Raw genomic sequence first — 13,340 nt, forward strand, 5'->3', positions numbered from 1 at the left:
TCGTCGGCAGCGTCAGATGTGTATAAGAGACAGTCCTGGTATTGTTTTATCAGGAAAAATTTTACTTAATTTTCTGAATGAATTTTATCCATAAATATAATTTTTTTATTTATCAGAAAATTCTATCCTTATGATAATATTGGTGGTGCAGATCTGTTGCAAATATTTGAATTACACAATTATCTATATAAGGGGGGAATGTGAAATGGAAAAGGAATATATTCATGAAGAAATGTTAGAGCTTGAAGATCTTGAATTAGATGAAGAGGATTTACTAATTCGTGCAGGCAAGACATTAGGTTAAGTTTTAAAATAAGGAGGTTACATATGCAGTTTAACTGTATATGTAACTTTTTTTAAGGTAGGGTATACAGAATGAAAGAAAATAAGATTATTTTATTATATGAAAGATTTATTGAATTAGACTATGAAGAAGAGTTAGATAAAGTACCAAAATTAAAAAACAGAGGGGTACTTTTGAATTTTTGGAAAAAATGGTATGAAATTAGTGAAAAACAATTCGAATTTATAATTTGGAAGTCCATTAATACTGTAGATACTTTAGATGATCTAGTCAAAATAACTGGGACTTTAAGTTTGGCTTTAAGATTATTAAAAGTATTAAAAGAAAGAAATTTAGTTGAAATTATAGAAAATAAAATAAGGTTTTCACAAGAGTTAACAAGTAGTATTTTATATGAACCAACCCCTCTTCGTAATACAGGATATGAGAATAAAATAAACAAAAAAAAATATGCTCAATTTAAAGCTACTTGGGATAGTTCGTTGAGGAGAGCTGAAATAATAAATCAAGAGTTATCGTCTAATAAAAATATCTTTTTTTGTGGAGATGATGATTATACAAGTTTAGCCCTTAAACAATATAAAAACAGAGAAATAGATGTAGGAGATATTGACGAAGAGTTAATTGAATGTTTGAAACATACAAACAATGATATTAAGTTTTATAATTTTGATGTTAGAAATGAAGTTATGGAAGATTTAAGGAATAAGTATGATGCAATACATTGTGACCCTATAGATGATGGTAGAGGGTTAGATTTGTGGTTAAATAGAGCTAATGAATTATTAAAAGGTCAAAAGGGTGATTTAATTTTTTTAAATATAAGTGTTAAAAGATTAGGTAATAGGGCGGTTTATTTGCAGAATTTCTTGACATCTTTAGGTTTTTATTTAAAAGAAATTATTCACGATTTAAGTTCTTATAAAGTGGCTGAAGAGCCTTACATTGATGAAGAATTAATAAAAAAGGACTTAGATGGCATTGGTTTTTCTAAAGATACATACCATAATTTGTATATTCAAACAGACATGTTAGTTTTTGTACGATTAATAGATAAACCAACCCTTTTTCCGCAAGAATATTATGAGATTAGAAGAAAAATATAAAATAACTGCGAGGTAAAATAATGTATGTTTTAGGAGTCAATGGGTGGGACTTTGATATTCATGATGCAAGTGCGTGTTTATTTTATAATGGTAAATTAATAGCTGCAGCTGAAGAAGAAAGATTTATTCGTCAAAAAAAGGCATTAGATAAAATTCCATATAATTCAATAGCTTATTGTTTAAAGGAAGCTGAAATTACTCCAAATGAAGTAGATCATATTGTTATGGGTTGGGATGTAGAGCAATTATATTTTGAGAAGTATTCAAAGAAGCTTAACAAAGAAGATTGTCTTGAAAAGGTTTTTCCGAAGGGAATTTTTAAGAGAGATAAAGATCCCAAAATTCATATGTGTTCTCATCATTTGGCACATGCTTCTGGTGCGTTTTTTAGTTCGGGATTCAATGAAGCTACCCTAATAGTTATTGATGGAAGTGGAGAAGAAGAGTCAATAACGATAGCAAAAGGAAAAGGTAATAAAATAGAAGTACTAGAAAAATACCCGCTGGAACATTCTTTAGGTATTTTTTATGAAGCATTAACTGTATTTTCAGGTTTAGGGAGGCATAATGAAGGGAAGTTAATGGGCCTATCTTCATATGGGGAAGGAATATTTGAATTTCCTGATATACTGGAAAACCCTTTGAAACCAAATAAAAATACAGTTAGTATGAATGGTAAATATTTTTCGGTATTAAAAGATTGGATAAAAGTTATTAATAGTATAACAAAGATTGCTCCTAATTATATTAAGTATGAATATAATCCAATAGATTCAATACTATTAATGAATTCATCGGTAATGGGATATAAAAATATTGCAGCCTCAGGTCAGGCAGCCTTGGAAAGAGCAATTGTTAAGCTTGTAAAAAAAGCTATTAATCTAACTGGAATAGATAATTTGTGTCTTTCGGGAGGAGTAGCATTAAATTGTATAGCGAATAGAATGATAGCTGATTTACCAGAAGTGGATAGTTTGTACATTCAACCAGGTGCTTCAGATAGTGGGGTAAGTATTGGAGCAGCTTCATGGTTTCTTGCCGAAAATGGTATAACGCCTAAGTTCACTGAAGATCATGTATATTCTGGTCCGGAATTTCCTGATTCTGGTATCTTAAATATATTAAAAAAATATAATCTATCATATATAGAATTAGGCTCTAACAAATATGATAAATGCTCCGAGTTATTAATTCAAAATAAGGTAATAGGAAGATTTTCTGGAAAGATGGAATTCGGCCCTAGAGCTTTAGGAAATAGAAGCATAATAGCTAGCCCTCAGAGGAGGGATATGTTAAATAAAGTAAATACTATTAAGAAAAGAGAGCAATGGAGACCATTGGCTCCCAGCATCATAGATGAAAACGCTTCTGTAGTATTAGAAGAAAAAATAAATAACCCTTATATGCTGTTAAATTCTACTGTTAAAAAAGAGGTACATCATTTAGTTCCAGCAATTGTTCATGTTGATGGATCAACAAGGGCTCAAGTAGTTACGAGGGATATGAATTCTGATTATTATGAAACAATCCGCAACTTTTACCAGAAAACAGGAATTCCTGCAGTTATGAATACATCGTTTAATGTAGGAAAAGAACCAATTATTTGTAACCCAAGTGATGCTATTAGGTCATTTTATGGATCAGAGGTGGATGCCCTTTTATTAGGTTCATTTTTGATTATTAAATAAAGGAGGAGAGATTTTGAGAAATAGAAATTATTCTAATCTAAAAGATGGAATGATAGAGGATTTGTTACTTAATAAAAAAAGTTATCCTAACTACCCAGAATATATACTATTAGATTTAATAAAAGAGGAAACAATTTTTAAACGAGGAGCTTGCTCAAAGTATATTCAGCATGAAGAGTTCAATACATGGCAGGAATATTTTTGTGGGGATTATTACGAAAAGCCTCAGGGGAAAAGAATTGCTTTTTTACAAGTTTGTACTTGGGCTAAACCATATGATTTTTCATATATTGGTAAAAAAATTAGACAAGTTACAAATAAATACCCTATGGTTCATCCAATTATTCTATCAAATGCGGGAGTTATACCATATGAATACCAAATGAACCCTACTTTTTGTGCATACGATTGGATGGAAGATATTGAGGATCCAGTAATTTACGAAGAATTGATGAAAGAATATAGGGATGTATTGATACAAAGAATTAGGAGATACCTAGAATCAAATTCATACGATGTAGTAGTACAATATGGTGTACCGGTAAAAAAATATTCAATGGCTCCTGCAATTAAAGATATTTGTAAGGAATTAGGAATTACTTTTCTTTTAACCCCAGATATAGAAACATATAGAAATAATAAAGATAAATTAGTCGAGTTAAAGGATTCAGGGGAATTTTATTGTTTAGATGAAGTTCTGAGTAGTATGGATAATTGTTTAAATAAGGTGAGTAGATATGTTGAATCTATCAATTGTAATACCAGCTTATAACGATATTAGATTAGAAAAGTGTTTAAAGAGTATTGATGAAAATGTAGAGGTTGTCGTTGTCTTAAATGGTGCAACCGAAGAAGTAAAAAAAATCGCCTATTCTAGCGATGCAGTAATTGGCGAATTACCTACACCTAATTTAGCAAAAGCATATAATTATGGAATTGAAATTTCTAGTAAAGATAATGTGTTAATTATGGATTCAGATTGTGTTTTTATGCCAGGTACCATCAATAAGTTATATAAATTATTAGATGCAGGATCTTTAGCTAAAGGAAGAGTGATGTTTTCATTTAACAGCAAAATTGGAAAAATCATTGCACGTGCAAGACATATACATACTTGCAAAAAAAATGCATATTCACCTCCATTGGCATTTAATAAAGGAATCTTAGCGAAGGTAAATGGATATTATTTTGATGAGAATTTATCTTGGACAGAGGATTATGATTTTGATATTAGAGTTAAATCTGCAAGTCTTAAGATTTTATATGATGATAATGCAAGAATTATTCATCCAGAGTTAAGCATTAAGCAAGATTTGAAAAGTTCATTTAATTATGGGATAGGTCATGCACGTGGGGTTTTACAACAAAAAAATGGTTATTATGAACCTAAAAATAAATTAAGGTCGATTATTAACTCATATAAGTATATCAAGAAAAAATACGGTTATTTAACTGCTTTCTATCTCGTATTTTGGCAGATTGCCTTTTATAGGGGATATGAAAAAGAAATACATTAAGGAGGAAAACAATGCAGCAACAATACGATGAAATTTCTGAATTATACGACATTATCATCCCGGAACCTGATGGTATTTTTGATTTTTACAGTGGTTTGGTAAAACCAAATGATGAAGTTTTAGATTTGGGGTGCGGTACTGGTAGATTATCTTTTATTCTTGCTGAAAAAGGCGCTAATGTAACTAGTGTTGATATATCAGCAGGAATGATTGAAAAAGCTAGTAAGAAGCTAGATGAGATGCCAAATATTAAGGATAAAATAGAATTTAAGGTTTCTTCTGCTACAGATTTTAAGTCTGAAAGAAAATTTGATTTTATATTTATGTCTGGTGGTGTATTTGAATATTTACTTACATCGTCACAACAAAAATTAGCTCTTAGAAATATTAAATTACTATTAAAAGAAGGCGGGATTTTTGTTTTCGATATTATTACACCTCCAACTATTCTTCCTTATTCTAAGAGAGTGAGTGATGGAGGAAATAGTCCTATTAAAGGGGAGAATTTTAAAAATTATAAAGTTAAATCATGGGATGTCGTAAAAGCAGATCATTATAAGCAAATAATTGAAACCACTTGTTATTTTGAGGTTTATGACATAGCAGATAATTTATTAAGTAAAAAAGAATTTAGATTTCTTGCAAAATATACTTTACCATCCGAAATGCAGTATCTCTTAGAAATAGAAGGATTCAATATAAAAAAATTTTATGGTGATTACAATAAAAATCCTTTTGGGAGGAATAGTGAATTTATGGTGTATGAATGTAGGAAGTAAGGGTAGAATTTTAATGATATACAGTGCGAATAGACGCTCTTAAAAAAGTATATTTTTCTAGTGGAAATAAAATGTATCCAGTTAGTATATATAGGGACTCCAGAGTAAATAATTTTTAATTAAAATAATAGGTAAATGATTTACCTGTTCAATAAAGGTGATGCTGAATGAAGGATATAGTAAAAAAACATTTAGTTATAGCGCCACACCATGACGATGAAGTCATTGGCTGTGGTGGAACAATTGCTCAAGCTATTGGTAAGGGTGAACATATAAAAGTAATAATAATTACAAAAGGAGATTTATCTGGAGGTGTAGGGGATTTAAATGAAATTGTTTCAAATAGAGAGAACGAGTGTATAAAAGCTTGTAATACATTAGGGATAGAAAAAGAAAATGTTAAATTTTTAAAGAAACCAGACAGATCACTTGTGTATTCTTTAGATTTTGTGGAAGAAATTATTCACGAAATCTCTCTATATAAGCCTAATTTTATTTATTTCCCCCATGATATGGAAAGTGATAGGGATCATCGAATAGTAAATGAAGTTGTATCAGAAGCAATATTCCTGTGTCAATCAGGGTTCTTAAAAGAGGATTGTGCTCCTTATATAAGGATGTGTTTACAGTATGAAGTATGGACTCCCATGAAAAACTATCAGGTTGTAAAAGATATTACCAGGTTTATTGAACTGAAAAAAGCATCAATTAAAAAATACGAATCACAACTTAAAACATTAAATTTGGTTGATGGAGTTTTGGGGTTAAATTCTTATAGAGGTATGCAGGCAGGAGTGCAATTTGCAGAAGTTTTTAGAGTGGTAAGTAAGTAGTAAGAAGGAGAGAGAAGATGGATATCATTGAAATTGAAAATGTATCAAAAACTTTTGAAAGAGTAAAGATTGAAGAAGGATTAATAAACTCTTTCAAGAGTTTATTTAAAAGAGAAAAGGTCAAGGTTACTGCTTTAAGTGATGTGTCATTCAAAATAAAAGAAGGTAAAATAATAGGGCTTATTGGCGCGAATGGTGCTGGTAAGTCTACCTTAATGAAAGCAATGGTTGGGTTAATTAAACCAACTTCCGGGAGAATTTTGGTAAATGGATTTAACCCCCATAATAAGAAGAAAGATTTTTTAAAGTCAATTGGCGTTGTTTTAGGCCAAAAGAATCAGTTATGGTGGGATCTTTCCCCTTACGAAACATTTTTATTACATAAAGAAATATATGAACTGTCTGATACAGAGTTTAGAAAGAATGTAGATGAATTAGCTGAAAATCTTGGGGTATCAGAAATTCTTAAATCGCCAGTAAGGAATCTATCGTTAGGAGAGAGAATGAAATGTGAGTTAATTGCTTCAATCTTACACTCACCTAAGATATTATTTTTAGATGAACCGACTATTGGATTGGATTTTCTTGCTCAAAAGAATATTAGAAATTTTCTCAAGAATTATTGCAAAGAAAGAAATACAACAGTTATAATAACTAGCCATTATTTCCCAGATATATATGAGTTATGTGAAGAATTAATAATATTGAAGAATGGAGAAGTTGTTTTTAATAACAATTTCAAAAAAATAAAAGAAGAAATTAAGAGTTATAAATATATATCTCTTAGCTTTGAGAATGAAATAAATTCTCAAGATCTTAAGAAATATGGAGAAGTTAAAGAATCGGACAAATTTAGTGTAACAATAAAAATTCAAGATAAGCTAGTGAACGAGACCATATCTAGCATATTAAAAGAATTCAATGTTATTGACTACAATTTGACTGAAATGTCATCACAAGACCTCATTGAAGATATTTATTCAATGGAATCGACTGGAGTGAAAATAACAGTATGAAGAAGTATTTAAAACCAATGATGCTTTCATTTCAAGCGGTTTTTCAGTATCGCATGAATGTTGTATTATATATGATTTTTGGTTTAATACCGCTTGTGGCTTTAATACTATTGTGGCATTCTCTCTTTGAAACACAAAACAATATTCAAGGCTATACTCTTGAAATGATGATTACTTATGTAATAATTGCTAAGTTAATTGAACTTTTACTAATTCCTGAAATGCACTGGTCGATAAATGAGGAAATACAATCCGGTGAATTATCAAAATATCTTACAAAACCATTTTCATATTTTGGATATTGGTTTAGTCATAATTTAGGTAACAAAATTATTCAGGTACTGATGTCAGTGATACCGATAATACCGATAATATTCCTGAACAGGGATTATTTCCTTTTGCCTACTTTAAAATATACTTTCCTGTTCATTCTTTCAATAGTAGGAGCATTAATACTATATTATATGATTTATTATTTGATATCACTCTTCTCATTTTACTTTGTAGAGATATCATCCTTTTTCTTTACTGTAGATATAGTATTAGAATTATTATCTGGATCGCTTATTCCGCTTGAATTTTTACCAGCCCCGTTAAATACAATAACTCAGTTTTTACCTTTTTCATACTTGATTCACTTTCCGGTAAATGTATATTTAGGAAATTTAAGTGGCACTGAAATTGTAAATGGATTAATTTTACAAGTGATATGGTCCTTAGTTTTCTATGTCCTTATTAGAGTACTTTGGAAGAAGGGGTTAAATAAATATGAATCTGTTGGTGCATAAATATGATTAGATATTTAAAAATGTTAAAAGCAATTCTTAAAATTAATTTAAGTAATATTATGATGTATAGAGTTAACTTTTTTTTAAATATATTAGATAGCGTTGTTTGGTTCATTGTTACATTAATATTTTTTAATAGTATATTTGATAGTTTTGGTAATATTAATGGTTGGAATACAAATGATATTTATTTGCTAATTGGAACAAGTGAGTTGATAAAATCTTTGATGTTTACTCTGTTTATTAATAATCTACCGTATATACCGAGTTTAGTTAACCAAGGAAGTTTAGATCATATATTGTTTAAACCTATCAATAGTCAGTTTCTAGTTTCATTAAGAAAGCTTGATTTAGGGAATTTAGGGAACTGTTTACCAGCCGTACTGTTAATTAGTTATGCATTATTACAAAAGGGAGAGAGTGTTAGTATTGTAAATGGATTTTCTTTCTTGGGTCTATTGTTTTTAGGGATTTTACTCTCGTATTCTCTGTGGTTTATTTTAATGACTTTATCAATATGGTTAACCAAAGTTGAAGGTATGCATGAGTTATTTCTTGGTACTATGACATTACTTAGATACCCATCTTCCTTATATAAAGGAATAAGTCGATTTGTTTTTTTATTTGTTTTTCCTATTGTTATTGTTAGTAATATTCCAACTTATGCTTTAATTGGTCGATTAGAACTAAACGATGTATTCGTGTTAATGGGTTATTCTATTGGATTTTTTATTATTTCAATTTATTTTTGGAAGTTTGCCTTAAGATATTATAACAGTGCAAGTAGTTAAGGGGAGAATAAAATGTACTCTAATGATAAAGCAATAGTTGTTTTTAGTGGTGGGCAAGATAGCACAACATGTTTATTTTGGGCAATGCAACAGTTTGCGGAGGTGGAAGCTGTAACATTTAACTACAATCAACGTCATAAGTTAGAAATTGATTGTGCAGCGGAAATTGCGAACGAGCTTGGCATTAAACATACAGTGCTAGATATGAGCCTACTAAATCAGCTAGCTCCAAATGCGTTAACAAGAACAGATATGGAGATTACACACGAAGAAGGTGAATTACCATCGACATTTGTAGATGGGCGAAATTTACTATTCTTATCATTTGCTGCTGTATTAGCAAAACAAGTTGGAGCACACCATATCGTAACAGGTGTATGTGAAACTGATTTTAGTGGTTATCCAGATTGCCGTGATGTGTTTGTGAAATCTTTAAACGTTACATTAAATTTATCAATGGAATATCCGTTTGTCATTCATACACCACTTATGTGGATTGATAAAGCAGAGACATGGAAAATAGCAGATGAACTTGGAGCATTCGAGTTTGTTAGAGAAAAAACTTTAACATGTTATAACGGAATCATTGGTAATGGTTGCGGTGAATGTCCAGCGTGCCAACTTCGTAAAGCAGGTTTAGATACGTATCTACAAGAACGCGAAGGAGGGAATGAATAATGGAAAACTTTTTCGGATTTCGCATTGTAGAAAATTTGCAAAAAATGGACAAGGATATTCAGCGTGAGCAATTAAAATACCATAATAAAAGAGTAATGGTCAGCAAGGAATTTACATTTGATGCAGCACACCATTTGCACTGTTATGAAGGGAAATGTAAAAATTTACATGGTCATACATACAAAGTTGTATTTGGTATTAGTGGATATGTAAATGACATTGGACTTGCAATTGACTTTGGAGATATAAAAGAAATTTGGAAAAATGAAATAGAGATTTATTTGGATCATCGCTATTTAAATGAAACATTACCAGTGATGAATACGACTGCGGAAAATATGGTCGTCTGGATTTATGAAAAGATGGCGGAAGCATTAACAAAAGGGAATCGAGCAGAAGAATATAAAGGAGCTCGTGTCGAATTCGTACGTCTCTTTGAAACACCAACGAGTTATGCAGAAGTAAGACGGGAGTGGATACTCGATGAGTAAGATTCCTGTTTTGGAGATATTTGGTCCAACCATTCAAGGAGAAGGAATGGTTATCGGGCAAAAAACGATGTTCATTCGCACAGCAGGTTGTGACTATAGCTGTTCTTGGTGCGATTCAGCCTTTACATGGGATGGCTCAACAAAAGAACAAATTAGACAAATGGCGCCAGAAGAAATTTGGAATGAACTTGTTGAAATTGGTGGAGAAAATTTTTCTCACGTTACAATTTCAGGTGGGAATCCCGTTTTGCTGAAAAATATTCAGTTTCTTCTTACTGTATTAAAAGAGAATGGAATTCGTACAGCGATTGAGACGCAAGGGAGTAAGTGGCAAGAATGGTTACTTCAAATTGATGAAGTGACAATTTCGCCTAAACCACCAAGTTCGAAGATGAAAACAGATTTTACGATGCTAGATTCTATTATTCATAAATTAGTAAGAAAAGATTTTAGTTTAAAAGTAGTCGTATTTGAAGATTATGATTTTGAATATGCAGTAAAGGTGCACAAGCGATATCCGCAAGTACCATTTTTCTTACAAGTTGGGAACGATGATACGAAAACGGTGGATGATGCAGCGCTTATTAAAAACTTATTACAGAAATATGAACGGTTGATTGAAAAAGCTGTACAGTGTAAAGAAATGAATGATGCAAAAGTATTACCTCAACTTCATGCTTTAGTATGGGGAAATAAACGAGGCGTATAAATAAGAGCATTTTATGAATAAATTAGTAAGGTGGAAATAATATATGAGCTTAAAAACAATCCAAAGTGTAGAAATAGATACTGACAAAATTGAAGTAGCAGTAAAAATGATTCTTGAAGCAATTGGAGAAGATATTAATAGGGAAGGTATTTTGGAAACCCCAAAGCGAGTAGCAAAAATGTATAAGGAAGTTTTTCAAGGCTTGGGTCAAAACCCTTCTGAACATTTGTTAAAAATATTTAATGAAAATCATGAAGAATTGGTATTAGTTAAAGATATTCCGTTCTATTCTATGTGTGAACATCATTTGGTACCTTTTTTTGGAAGGGCCCACATGGGTTATATTCCTAATAATGGAAAAGTAACTGGGTTAAGCAAATTAGCTAGAGCTTTAGAAACCATATGCAAAAGACCACAGTTGCAGGAAAGAATAACCAATGAATTAGCAAATGTAATTTTTGAAACTTTAGAGCCAAAAGGAGTAATTGTTGTAATTGAAGCTGAGCATATGTGTATGACAATGAGAGGTGTGAAAAAACCTGGTTCAATGACTATAACTTCCTCATATAAAGGAATATTTAAAGATAATAGTGCACTTCGAAGTGAAGCTTTAAACTTGATAGAGGGATAGAATTACATCGTTATTACGCTAACAAAAAGAAATTTCCTTGAAATGAAAAAAGACGTTATTCTTTCTTATCTAATTAAAGAGGAATATGATATCAAAGGGTTTTGGTGCAAATATATAACGGAAAATGAAAGGGAGGGTAAATTCCTAACGGAATCATCCTTTATCCAGCTAATCCAAATAATTGATTGATAAAGATATTCTGATTTTGAACAGACTGGTCCCGTAAAATAAGTTTCTGTTTTTTATCATATGTATCGCTTCAATACCAGAAATCGTGGATTTAGCTGTGTAAAAAGATTTAAATCCTAACATAGGTTTAATCATAGGGTTCTTGCTGTAGATCGAAAAGTAATTATGTATATATGGGGTACGGAAACGATTCTGGGGGTTCTGGTGCAAATACTTAGGAAAGATATAAAGAGGCGAAAAGTTTCCTAGTGGAATCTAGTCTTAAGCAGCAATTCCAAATAGTTGATGGATGAACTTCACTTGATTTTGGACAGACTTGTCCAGTAAAACAAGTTGCCCCGTAGGTACCATCTTACTGTTTGCAAAATAATATCATGATAATAATGCTTCCACTTGAATAAATTTCGCTTTTCCATACTGATCACGCACCTTTTTAGAGTAATAGTATCAGTATGCCCAAGATTTAGAGATTACTTGCAATTATCTTGAAGTTTTCGCACCAGAACCCAAAATGATTGAAATTACAAAAAATGTTTATTTTAGAGTACCTTCCTATGCTCATCAAACTAAGTTTATATAAACTTTGACTTCAAATAAAATTTTTAGATTTTTAAAGATCTATTGTAGGTTTTATAAGTTAAAAAACAAAAAGAACTTGTAGGAATCACTACAAGTTCTTTTTAAGGTAAGGTGACAAAAAGGGTAACACAAACTATCTTAACAGGCATATTAGAAAAACATAGGGATGTTTCTTGATAGGTTTATTATATAACAAATATTAACATTTAAAATTTTTGTGAATTATGAAAACAAAATCATTTATTACTCTTGTATCAAACAAAAAATCCCACTTGTTTATTTTGTGTAAAACACTTTAAATCAATGTCGATATCATAATAAATTAGTAAAAATATAGATATAGGTAAATAGAGAAGAGTGAGGCATTCTTACTTAATGACCTATATTTATATTTAGGATTAATTAACTATAATAAAATGAAACTCATGTTATCATTACATATAATTCATGAACATATTGAGAGTGCTGTGATTCTGGCTGTGTATTTTGAGAAGAAGTAAATTTGTATATTTTTCACAAGAAAGCATAAAAAAGACTTAGTCCTTGTGAGGAAAATAAGCCTTTTTACTATTTAGACTCACACAAATGATCTGTGCATCAATTTAGCTTTGATAAACAGATCATTTGTAAGATAATAATTCATTGTAAAGAAGTAAAGATTACATGAATGCTTTTAATAGAGTTGTTACTAACGGAATTACTCCACCTAAAAATGATAAAACTGCAATTGCGATTGCCATAATAATTCCTCCTCTTTAAGATTCTGAATATTAAGATTTTTATAAATTCATTATATTACAGATTTAAGAATATGACAATACCTTTTTTTATTCTCTCTAAGATTTCGAAATACACCCATAACAACATTTTTCACGCCACATTTATTCATGACAATTAAGTTCACTTTTTTCGTTTTGGGGTGGATTTGTTTTCTTAAGTTGATGGATGTGGGGTGGTACCCCATATTGAGCAAAGGGAAATTATTGAGCGGAAGTATTTAAAGAGTGAAGTAATGAGCGATAAGGCGATAAAGGCTCAAATGATGTTAGCTAATGATTGGTATTATTATCAGAAAAAGAATGCGGTTATGGCAATTGCGATAGCATTACGGATTATTGAAAAAATGTATCAGTCATTTCAAAAACAAATGATGATATTAAGGTTTGTGTCAAAGTTCTATAATGAAAATAAAAATGAAATCGAACGTTCAAGAGAATCTGTATTAAAATTTACAAAAAGAA

General features: G+C 30.6%; 14 protein-coding genes and 3 pseudogenes. 14 read left to right on the top strand and 3 right to left on the bottom strand.

Annotated features, from left to right (window positions below; translation table 11 throughout):
- Positions 1-375: 375 nt before the first annotated feature.
- The 13 genes from JDS96_RS27910 (at position 376) to folE (ending at position 11,331) form a co-directional block, all read left to right on the top strand.
- Entirely contained in the window at positions 376-1,410 is a 1,035-nt protein-coding gene (locus JDS96_RS27910) for a bis-aminopropyl spermidine synthase family protein (RefSeq protein WP_018767826.1), read from the top strand.
- A gap of 20 nt (positions 1,411-1,430) precedes the next feature.
- Positions 1,431-3,098 (top strand): carbamoyltransferase family protein, encoded by a 1,668-nt coding sequence (locus JDS96_RS27915; protein WP_199668764.1) that lies wholly within the window; start codon positions 1,431-1,433, stop codon positions 3,096-3,098.
- Between the two features lie 13 nt (positions 3,099-3,111).
- Positions 3,112-3,870 carry a DUF5591 domain-containing protein gene (locus JDS96_RS27920; RefSeq protein WP_097795074.1) on the top strand — a complete coding sequence of 253 codons (759 nt, stop codon included), beginning with the start codon at positions 3,112-3,114 and terminating at the stop codon, positions 3,868-3,870.
- Positions 3,836-4,615 carry a glycosyltransferase family 2 protein gene (locus JDS96_RS27925; protein ID WP_199668765.1) on the top strand — a complete coding sequence of 260 codons (780 nt, stop codon included), beginning with the start codon at positions 3,836-3,838 and terminating at the stop codon, positions 4,613-4,615. The genes JDS96_RS27920 and JDS96_RS27925 overlap by 35 nt, the downstream gene beginning before the upstream one ends.
- A gap of 11 nt (positions 4,616-4,626) precedes the next feature.
- The gene (locus JDS96_RS27930) at positions 4,627-5,394 is read left to right on the top strand and encodes a class I SAM-dependent methyltransferase (RefSeq protein WP_199668766.1); all 768 of its coding nucleotides are present in this window, start codon (positions 4,627-4,629) and stop codon (positions 5,392-5,394) included.
- Between the two features lie 167 nt (positions 5,395-5,561).
- The gene (locus JDS96_RS27935; RefSeq protein WP_199668767.1) at positions 5,562-6,227 is read left to right on the top strand and encodes a PIG-L deacetylase family protein; all 666 of its coding nucleotides are present in this window, start codon (positions 5,562-5,564) and stop codon (positions 6,225-6,227) included.
- A 17-nt stretch (positions 6,228-6,244) separates the two neighbouring features.
- Positions 6,245-7,243: an ABC transporter ATP-binding protein gene (locus JDS96_RS27940; RefSeq protein ID WP_018767830.1), complete on the top strand. Its 999-nt coding sequence runs from the start codon at positions 6,245-6,247 to the stop codon at positions 7,241-7,243.
- Entirely contained in the window at positions 7,240-8,031 is a 792-nt protein-coding gene (locus JDS96_RS27945; protein WP_018782253.1) for an ABC transporter permease, read from the top strand. The genes JDS96_RS27940 and JDS96_RS27945 overlap by 4 nt, the downstream gene beginning before the upstream one ends.
- 2 nt (positions 8,032-8,033) lie before the next feature.
- Positions 8,034-8,822, top strand: a complete 789-nt coding sequence (locus tag JDS96_RS27950; protein WP_006097707.1) for an ABC transporter permease — start codon at positions 8,034-8,036, stop codon at positions 8,820-8,822.
- A gap of 12 nt (positions 8,823-8,834) precedes the next feature.
- On the top strand, positions 8,835-9,500 hold the full coding sequence (gene queC, locus JDS96_RS27955; RefSeq protein WP_199668768.1) for a 7-cyano-7-deazaguanine synthase QueC: 666 nt from the start codon (positions 8,835-8,837) through the stop codon (positions 9,498-9,500).
- A complete protein-coding gene (gene queD, locus JDS96_RS27960) occupies positions 9,500-9,991 on the top strand; it encodes a 6-carboxytetrahydropterin synthase QueD (protein WP_000426941.1) in 492 nt (163 codons plus the stop codon). Before queC ends, queD begins: the two co-directional genes overlap by 1 nt.
- Complete coding sequence (gene queE / locus JDS96_RS27965; protein ID WP_033796907.1) at positions 9,984-10,700, top strand: 7-carboxy-7-deazaguanine synthase QueE; 717 nt, start codon at positions 9,984-9,986, stop codon at positions 10,698-10,700. Before queD ends, queE begins: the two co-directional genes overlap by 8 nt.
- Positions 10,701-10,743: 43 nt before the next feature.
- On the top strand, positions 10,744-11,331 hold the full coding sequence (folE, locus tag JDS96_RS27970; protein WP_199668769.1) for a GTP cyclohydrolase I FolE: 588 nt from the start codon (positions 10,744-10,746) through the stop codon (positions 11,329-11,331).
- 160 nt (positions 11,332-11,491) lie between these two features.
- On the opposite strand, the pseudogene JDS96_RS32550 reads toward folE, so the two are convergent.
- The 3 pseudogenes from JDS96_RS32550 to JDS96_RS27975 form a co-directional block, all read right to left on the bottom strand.
- Positions 11,492-11,652, bottom strand: a pseudogene (locus JDS96_RS32550) (IS6 family transposase); the annotation flags it as partial.
- A 129-nt stretch (positions 11,653-11,781) separates the two neighbouring features.
- Positions 11,782-11,871, bottom strand: a pseudogene (locus JDS96_RS33510) (IS6 family transposase); the annotation flags it as partial.
- Positions 11,844-11,945: pseudogene (locus JDS96_RS27975) on the bottom strand (IS6 family transposase); the annotation flags it as partial. The pseudogenes JDS96_RS27975 and JDS96_RS33510, both read right to left, overlap by 28 nt.
- A gap of 1,166 nt (positions 11,946-13,111) precedes the next feature.
- Between JDS96_RS27975 and JDS96_RS27980 the strand changes: the two are divergent.
- The coding region (locus JDS96_RS27980; protein WP_206777240.1) for a hypothetical protein at positions 13,112-13,340 on the top strand (229 nt) is incomplete at its 3' end.

Source organism: Bacillus cereus group sp. N21, from assembly GCF_016483395.1.
Taxonomy (GTDB): domain Bacteria; phylum Bacillota; class Bacilli; order Bacillales; family Bacillaceae_G; genus Bacillus_A; species Bacillus_A pseudomycoides.

Bases quoted from the DNA above. Each gene is read 5' to 3' on its own strand.
- JDS96_RS27930 (WP_199668766.1), top strand. From the start codon at position 4,627: ATGCAGCAACAATACGATGAAATTTCTGAATTATACGACATTATCATC.
- JDS96_RS27945 (WP_018782253.1), top strand. From the start codon at position 7,240: ATGAAGAAGTATTTAAAACCAATGATGCTTTCATTTCAAGCGGTTTTT.
- folE (WP_199668769.1), top strand. From the start codon at position 10,744: ATGAGCTTAAAAACAATCCAAAGTGTAGAAATAGATACTGACAAAATT.
- queC (WP_199668768.1), top strand. From the start codon at position 8,835: ATGTACTCTAATGATAAAGCAATAGTTGTTTTTAGTGGTGGGCAAGAT.
- JDS96_RS27925 (WP_199668765.1), top strand. From the start codon at position 3,836: ATGTTGAATCTATCAATTGTAATACCAGCTTATAACGATATTAGATTA.
- queD (WP_000426941.1), top strand. From the start codon at position 9,500: ATGGAAAACTTTTTCGGATTTCGCATTGTAGAAAATTTGCAAAAAATG.
- JDS96_RS27935 (WP_199668767.1), top strand. From the start codon at position 5,562: ATGAAGGATATAGTAAAAAAACATTTAGTTATAGCGCCACACCATGAC.
- JDS96_RS27940 (WP_018767830.1), top strand. From the start codon at position 6,245: ATGGATATCATTGAAATTGAAAATGTATCAAAAACTTTTGAAAGAGTA.
- JDS96_RS27915 (WP_199668764.1), top strand. From the start codon at position 1,431: ATGTATGTTTTAGGAGTCAATGGGTGGGACTTTGATATTCATGATGCA.
- JDS96_RS27910 (WP_018767826.1), top strand. From the start codon at position 376: ATGAAAGAAAATAAGATTATTTTATTATATGAAAGATTTATTGAATTA.
- queE (WP_033796907.1), top strand. From the start codon at position 9,984: ATGAGTAAGATTCCTGTTTTGGAGATATTTGGTCCAACCATTCAAGGA.
- JDS96_RS27950 (WP_006097707.1), top strand. From the start codon at position 8,034: ATGATTAGATATTTAAAAATGTTAAAAGCAATTCTTAAAATTAATTTA.